The sequence below is a fragment of the Staphylococcus sp. 231237_7MaSpsaltlick genome (assembly GCF_043107035.1).
This window is the reverse complement of sequence record NZ_JBICNX010000475.1, coordinates 1-255: the sequence shown is the minus strand read 5'-3', so window position 1 is coordinate 255 and position 255 is coordinate 1. Positions and strand designations below refer to the sequence as shown.

At 43.1% G+C, this 255-nt stretch carries 1 protein-coding gene; it reads left to right on the top strand.

Going from position 1 to position 255, the window contains the following annotated elements:
* On the top strand, positions 1-255 hold a 255-nt coding region (locus tag ACF91D_RS32410; protein WP_392438813.1), incomplete at both ends, for a GA-like domain-containing protein.

The following is a 255-nucleotide window of genomic DNA, read 5'->3' as shown; positions in this document are numbered from 1 at the left end:
AAATCCAGAGGAGAAAGCTGAGTTAGATCAACTTATCGGAGCGTTAGAAACAGCGAAAGCAGAAGCTTCAACGAAATTGAACAGTGTACCAGACGGTACAACAGGTAAAGACGCATTACAAACACGTTTAGATCAAATTGGTTCAGTAACAGCGCCTGAGGTAAATGACCAAGATGGTAATAGCGTGCTAGATACAGAGCAGTTATCAGAGGCAGAGCAAGCAATTGAAGCAGTAGAACAAGCTAAGAGCGCTGT